The sequence below is a fragment of the Pseudoalteromonas sp. APC 3694 genome (assembly GCF_030407565.1).
GTDB lineage: Bacteria > Pseudomonadota > Gammaproteobacteria > Enterobacterales > Alteromonadaceae > Pseudoalteromonas > Pseudoalteromonas tetraodonis.
Window position 1 is genome coordinate 1 of sequence record NZ_JASDDE010000095.1, and the last position, 7,095, is coordinate 7,095.

Annotated in this window: 5 protein-coding genes; all 5 read right to left on the reverse strand. The window is 40.2% G+C overall.

Features of this window, described 5'->3' with window-relative positions:
• Nucleotides 1-137: 137 nt before the first annotated feature.
• Nucleotides 138-1,118 (reverse strand): Wzz/FepE/Etk N-terminal domain-containing protein, encoded by a 981-nt coding sequence (locus QMA00_RS18195; RefSeq protein WP_290158370.1) that lies wholly within the window; start codon nucleotides 1,116-1,118, stop codon nucleotides 138-140.
• A 47-nt stretch (nucleotides 1,119-1,165) separates the two neighbouring features.
• Nucleotides 1,166-1,513 (reverse strand): four helix bundle protein, encoded by a 348-nt coding sequence (locus QMA00_RS18200; protein ID WP_008131632.1) that lies wholly within the window; start codon nucleotides 1,511-1,513, stop codon nucleotides 1,166-1,168.
• Between the two features lie 748 nt (nucleotides 1,514-2,261).
• Entirely contained in the window at nucleotides 2,262-4,811 is a 2,550-nt protein-coding gene (locus tag QMA00_RS18205; RefSeq protein ID WP_290158374.1) for an SLBB domain-containing protein, read from the reverse strand.
• 119 nt (nucleotides 4,812-4,930) lie between these two features.
• Complete coding sequence (locus QMA00_RS18210) at nucleotides 4,931-5,713, reverse strand: DUF481 domain-containing protein (RefSeq protein WP_290158376.1); 783 nt, start codon at nucleotides 5,711-5,713, stop codon at nucleotides 4,931-4,933.
• Nucleotides 5,714-5,820: 107 nt separating this feature from the next.
• Complete coding sequence (locus QMA00_RS18215; RefSeq protein WP_008113937.1) at nucleotides 5,821-6,639, reverse strand: mechanosensitive ion channel domain-containing protein; 819 nt, start codon at nucleotides 6,637-6,639, stop codon at nucleotides 5,821-5,823.
• Nucleotides 6,640-7,095 lie beyond the last annotated feature (456 nt).

The following is a 7,095-nucleotide window of genomic DNA, read 5'->3' on the forward strand; positions in this document are numbered from 1 at the left end:
CAGCTATCAGCTATCAGCTATCAGCTATCAGCTATCAGCTATCAGCTATCAGCTAGTAAAATAAAACACTGCACCTTACACAAGGTTTTTATTCCTGTAACGAGAGTTTACCTCGCGCAGGGATTAGATACTAAGTTCTAAGACTTAGAGTTACCTACATAATGCCTGATCAATACTATCATTACACTTAGCATTCCACCTAAAAGTACGCCAAGCACACAAATTAGAGCGCGCTTAGGTTTAAACTTTTCTTCTGGTACTAATGCGGCATCAATTGTTTTAAATACGTATTCGTCGCGTACTTTAGCAAACATGATTGTTTTAGTTTGCTCTTCAACTAGCTTGTATAGTACCGCACGTATATCAGCAATTTTTGTTTGCTCTAGCTGCTGGGTTAAAAACTCAGTGCTTTTTAGTGCTTCTAACACATCACGCTGCTTCATGGTTTTATTTATATCTTGTATTAACCAGCTTACCCATTGCTGGGCAACATAAGGAGACACATGCTCTACAGAGATTTTTACCATACCGGTTTCTTTATCAGTACTGGCAGCTAAAATTTCACTAAACTCTTTGTACGCTTCTTGCATTGAAGGCTCAGGCGCAAAGGGGGCTTTTACTTCACGCACCCATTTATTGTTTTCAGCATCATACACTTCGCTATTGTACACAACTGTATTGGTTTGCATATCCCACGATTCGGCAGCCATTAAGTCGGCTAATATATTATGCTTTTGAATAAAGTCGCTGGTAAACTGGCGTGACTTTAACACTTCAATAGCTAATTGTGCTTTATTGCTTGAACCGCCACCTAAATTAACACCCGCTAAGCTCGCTAAACCACCAAACTGCCCAGCCAATGCACTTAAACCACCGCCACCTTCTTGCTCTGCAGGGGCTAATAATGCTTCAGACTTATAAATATTAGGTTGATTAATGGCGTAAAAAACTGAAGCCACAGCAAATAAAGTTGTAATTGCTATAATTAGCCACTTACCCTGCCAAATGACCGCAAAGAGTTCGCGTAAGTCGATTTCGTCGTCAGCGATGTTGGGGTTTTGCATTGGTGTATTATTTTGCATTGGCTCGTTGTATTGTTGAGTGCTTGGGTTGTTCATATGGGTCTCGTGGTTCTAGTAAGTGGCTTCGGGCCGCGAGCTATTGGCTAAGAGCTATTTTTAATGACCGTTATTAATCTGCTTAGCATCTTTGCAATAACCTCACATTCTTCGAGAATATAACCTGCTTTTAAGCTATTGATATATCCTAATTCTGAAGCAATCATAACTTGTGTTTTTAATTCGCCTATGGAGCCTTTGGCAATCCATAAAAAGCGAGTTTTTTCTTTTTCAAAACCTCTTTCCATCCCCTCTGCAATATTGCTAGGTACAGAAACAGAGCATCTACACATTTGATCTTTTAGACCATAATCCTGGAGCTGCTGAAAGCTTTTATAAATTAATAAACTTAACTTAAATGCTCTTTGCCAAACTTCTAGATTTTCGTATTTCATTTTTAACTCTAAAGTAATACTTTAAAGTAAAAATGTAGCAGGTTTTAGCGTTTTTACAGTTAGTTAATTTTAGAGCTTCGAGCTTCGGGCTTCGAGCTTCGGGCTTCGAGCTTTGGGCTTCAGGCTTCGAGCTTCGGGCTTCCGGCTTCGAGCTCTAGGCTCGTCGCTGTAAGCTTATCTAGCCCTTCAGGCACGCTTCACGTTCCAGTTCGTCGCAGAGCTCCTCTCGCTCCAGCTTGAAAGCAAAACTATTTGCTTGTCTAGCCCTTCGGGCACGCTTCCGCCCCTAGGTTGCAGTTCCTACGGTCTGATAAAAAAATAGGTTTTAGGTTTTAGGTTTTAGGTTTTAGGTTTTAGGTTTTAGGTTTTAGGTTCATAGTCTTTAAGTAAACACCTGCGGGCGTAAAGCCCCGCTTTAAAAATCATTTTTGAACCACAGAGTGCACTGAGGCGCTGCGCGCTACACAGAGAAACAAGTTTGCGCGGCGTAAAGCCCCGCCTACAGGCTATTTCAACCCCGAAGCTCGCAACTCGTCACTTCCTTAATCCCTAACGGCTTCTCTTTACCCTCTGTGGTAAATAAAATCACCTTAACGCGACATAAAGTCGCTGCTACCTTTGCGAGGCGTAAAGCCCCGCTTTAAAAAAACATTTTAGCTGCGAGCCACGGGCTACGAGTTTCGAGCCCTAAGCCCTTAGCCTTTAGCTAATAGCCCACAGCCCGAAATCCGTTGCTTATAACCCTATATTACAGGCTGCCTATAGCGGCTACTGCTACGCCTAGTTGGTAAAGTATTTGCGTTGCAGTGCTCCACAGCGTTAGCTTATCCATATGGCCTGCATCCATTGGCACTACTATGGTGTCGCCTGGTTCTAGCATTTGCTCATTACCTGGAGCAAACCAGTTTCCTGAGCTAGGTATGGTTACTGCGCCATTGGCTTTAATAATATAAATACGGTCGTCATCAGCGCGTTCTTTTAAGCCACCACTTAGTTCTAGGTAGTCATCAACACTTATGCCTGCTTTATAAAGGTGGGTGGTTGAGTAGTTTACTTCACCCACAACACTAATAGAGTCGCGTTTGCTAGGTACATATAAAGTGTCACCATCTTGAAGCACTAAGGTTTGCTGGTTATTTTGAATAAGCGGCAGGTCTATTACCAAACGGCCTAATGCTTCTACACTTGCCAGATCATTGAGTAACTTGTTCATTTCATCATACGATAGCGCACTTGTGCTGACTGAATTTTGAAAGCTTTTTGATGCCACATCACGGCGTAGCTCTGTTGCTAAACGTGCCAGCTGTTGCTGCTCTTGCTGCTTTACTGATAAACGAGTGAATATAGCGGCATTTTGCTCTGCAAAGTCGCTAAAACCACCTGCTCGCTCTAGTAGGTTACTAAGTGTTTCACCACGGCGTATGGTATACGTACCCGGAAATTTAAATTCGCCTTTAAGTGTTACTTTTACGTTTTCTTGCCAGTTAGGAATTGCAAAAATATTTAAGCTGTCTTTGCTTTGCAAAGTAAGGCTGCTTTCGTTACTACCTATTAGTTGTTCAAGGTTTATTTTTACATGTTCTACTTGTGAAGCATTGCCATCAATCATGCGGGTTATTTCAGCTTCTTTGGTGTAAGCCGATTCTAACAAGCCCCCAGCGGCTATTATTAAGTCAGCTACACGGCCATTTACGGTTAAAGGGTAAACCCCCGGGTAGCTTACTTTGCCGTTAATTTCTACTAGTTGTATTGCTTTATTCGTTGATGCTTGCTGCTTCAACTGTTTAATTATTGGCGCTAGTAAATTATTACGGCTGTATGGTGAATAGCTATCAGCGCTTAAATCGTTACTATTTTCATCTTGAGCAGCTTGCTCAATAGATTTATCTTTTTTAGTACCTGAGCCTGTAGTTGATAAAGTAAGTTGCTCTTGCTGCTTTTGCTCAAACTCACTAAATATAATAATTTTATCGTTTGCGTTAAGGGTTAAGTCGTTTTTAGCATTTTTTACAATGGCCTGCGCAACATCAAACTGATGCACTTCTATATCACCACTAATATTTATTTCACGAATTACTAAGCCATAACTTAAATCAGCTTGTTGTAGTAGATCACCACGTACCGACTTTAACACGTCGGAAATGCGTTTACCTTCATACCACTGGTAGCTGCCAGGGCGAACTACTGCCCCCACTAAATTTACAACGTTATTATATTGTGCGCTTACCGTGTTAAAACGAATGCGATCGCCGTCTTGCGGAATGTAATTTATTATATTGCTAGCAGAAAAGTCTACGGTAAGTACTTCTTTGCGGTTGTTTTTAAAACGCTCTACCACGGCATTTTTAGTATAGGCACCAGGTTTTAAGCCGCCAGCCATAGCTAGTAATTCTTTCGCCGTTTCGCCTTTTTTAAGTTCAAAAATAGCTGGGCGTTTCACTAAGCCTTCTACTTTTACTTGTGCACCAACTGAAGGTACAAATACTACGTCACCTGGCTTTAAAATTATATCGTTACTGCTATCGCCATGAATAAGTAGGTCGTATAAATCAAAATTAGCAACTACTTTACCCGCACGCTTTACTTGAATGTTACGCAGTGAAGCAATATCCGACACCCCGCCGCTTACAAATAATGCATGCGATACAGTAGTTAAAGACGATACACTGTAACTACCAGGCTTGTATGCTTCGCCAAGTACTAAAATACGCATGCTGCGTAACTGGCCGAGCGATACAAACGCTTTAACACCAATAACTTCTTGCTCTACTTTTACTTTAATTAGTTCTTTAACTTCAGCGAACGTTAAACCCGCTACTTGTACAGGGCTCAAGTCAGGAATGTTAATTCGACCTTCTCTATCAACAATTACTTCAAAGCTATCGCTTTCTTTACCATAAAAGTTAATTAATAACTGATCGCCTCGGCCAACTAAATACGTATCGGGTACTGCTGACGTTTCGCTAGGCATGAAAGTGGTGGGTTCGCCGGCAAATAGTTCATAGCCGAATGGTTTAACTGTATTAGGGTTTTGTTTTGATGGTTCTGCTTTTGCTGCTTGCTCTTGTTGTACTAAACGTGGACCGATTGTTGGTTCTTCAACTTGAGGTTGATTACTTGATTGGCTTGACCCAGTTATTACCGATAAATCAACACCGTACTGCTTTGCAAGCGCCTGCTGCTGAGACTTAGGCAACTTTTTAAATTGCTCTATTTGCGATGCACTTGGGGTAAAAGCCAATGCGTTGAAGCTGCTGATAATTATCAGCGCACTAATAAAGTATTTAAAAAAGTTCACGAGTAGGTATTTCCCTAGTTCTACAGTCGATAATGCGCGTATCATACACCATTTTCGCGTAATTAAAAAAGAGGCTACCGCCTCTTTTATTACATAATTGTTATTAAAACCGCTATTGGTTAAAAGCTATACACCAATGTTAATGAGGTCTCTGTATCAGTTGCCTCTTTATCGTCAGCAACATCTGAGTTATTAGTAATATTGTAGGCTACTTTCATTTGTAGTGAGCCATTAATTTTAGTCAGCAGTGCGGTTTCTGAGCGAGTTTTAGTGTTTGTATCACCATATTCTACTGACACTAACTGGGTAAAACGTGCGTTGTCTGAAATTTTCCAGCTAAAGTCCATTTTACCTAGCGCAATTACTTCACCTTCGTATTCACCCGCTAGTGAGTTGCCGTTTTCATCAACCTCTTCGCTTACATCTGGGTATTTAAAGTACTTATAACCTGGACCAATTTCAGCGTTTAATTTCATGTTTGACTCGTTTAGTAAACGTAAACCATAACCCGCTGAAATAACTGATTCACTTCGGTATGCGCCAAAGTAATCAGATACGTGCGACCCATAAATAAATAAATGAGCGTGCTTTTCGTTTAATTTGTAATTACCCTGCGCTGAAATAGAGTACTTTTCGTTAGTACGCTGCTTTTCTTTAGTACCGTCGTCGTTTTCTACTTCATCTTCTTTGTAGATGCCGTCTAACTTATATTCGTTGTTCCAATTTTCTAAGTTATGTAATACTTTAATACCGCCTTTTAAGGTCGTTGTTTCGGTATTACCGCTGGTAATAATAGCGCCTACTTCACTGGTAACTTCCCAGGTTTTTTGTTCTTCTTCTGCTGCAAATGCATTGGTTGTAGCTGAGGCTGCTACTAAAATTGATAAAAGCTTAAGTTTCATTAAAAAATAACCCTGTAAATATAATATGTATACTTATTAAAAAAAGCAGCGCACATGCTAACCAATCTCATATGATCGCTGCCTTAATAAAATAAATATTTTAAAAATTAGTCTTGCTTATGTAAATGAACATCCATTTGTGGGAACGGAATAGTAATGTCTGCGTCGTCTAACGCTATTTTAATGTTTTCCATTAACGACCAATATGTTGGCCAGTAATCTTCTGACTTAACCCACGGGCGCACAATAAAGTTAACACTTGAATCTGCAAGTTCAGAAACCGATACGTTGTATGCAGGATCTTTTAAAATACGCGGTTCGTTATCAAGCACTGATTTAAGTACTTCTTTTGCTTTTCGTAAGTCGGCGTCGTAGCCAACGCCAATCACAAGGTCAACGCGGCGCGTTGCTTCGCGTGAGTAGTTAATGATTGCATCTGACATGATTTTTGAATTAGGCATTACAATAACTTTGTTATCGGGTGTGCGCATTTCAGTTGAGAATATTTCGATTTTTTTAATCGTACCGGCTTTGCCGCCCGCTTCAACATAGTCACCTGATTTAAATGGGCGAAGTAGAATAATTAATACGCCTGACGCAAAGTTAGATAACGACCCTTGCAGTGCTAAGCCAACGGCTAAACCTGCCGCACCTAAAATAGCAATGAATGACGTGGTTTCGATGCCAATTTGTGACAGCGCCATTAAAATAGTGGCTGCAAATACAATGGCATATACAATACTAGAGACAAACGATGAAACCGCTTTATCTACTTTTTTCTTGTCGAATGCTTTTTCGGTTAACTTTGCACAAAATTTAGCAATTCGTCCACCCAGTAAAAATATAACAAGCGCTATAACTGCCTGAATACCATAGTGTAAAATTAAGCCTGAATTTTCATTCAGCCAATTGAGTATTGAATCCATATTAACTCCTGATAGTGTTATTTAGCAGTTTAGCGATATTGTTTGTTGTATTGTAAATCTTTAATACGTGTTTGCAACAGCGTTTTACAAGGTTCGAGGAATTTAAAAACCTTACGGTTAATATAGCAAGGTTTTTATACCCGTAGGCGGGAGTTTACCTCGCGCAGGGTTTAATAAAATGCGCGTGATAACCAGCGCCTACAAACCATTTTGAACCACAGAGTACACCGAGGCGCTTCGCGCTACACAGAGAAGACAAAACAAATAAAACATGTCTTTAATCATTTCCTCTGTGTGCTCTAACCCTCTGTGGTGAATAAAATCTCTTTAAGATCTTTTTGCACAAAGAGAGGTGAATGAGGAGTAAATGAGAAAACAATAACCATGAGCCCGAGTGATTAATTGTTTTTTCACTAGCTCTAAAAGCGCAGCGTCTCTTAACCTCTTTGTGAATAA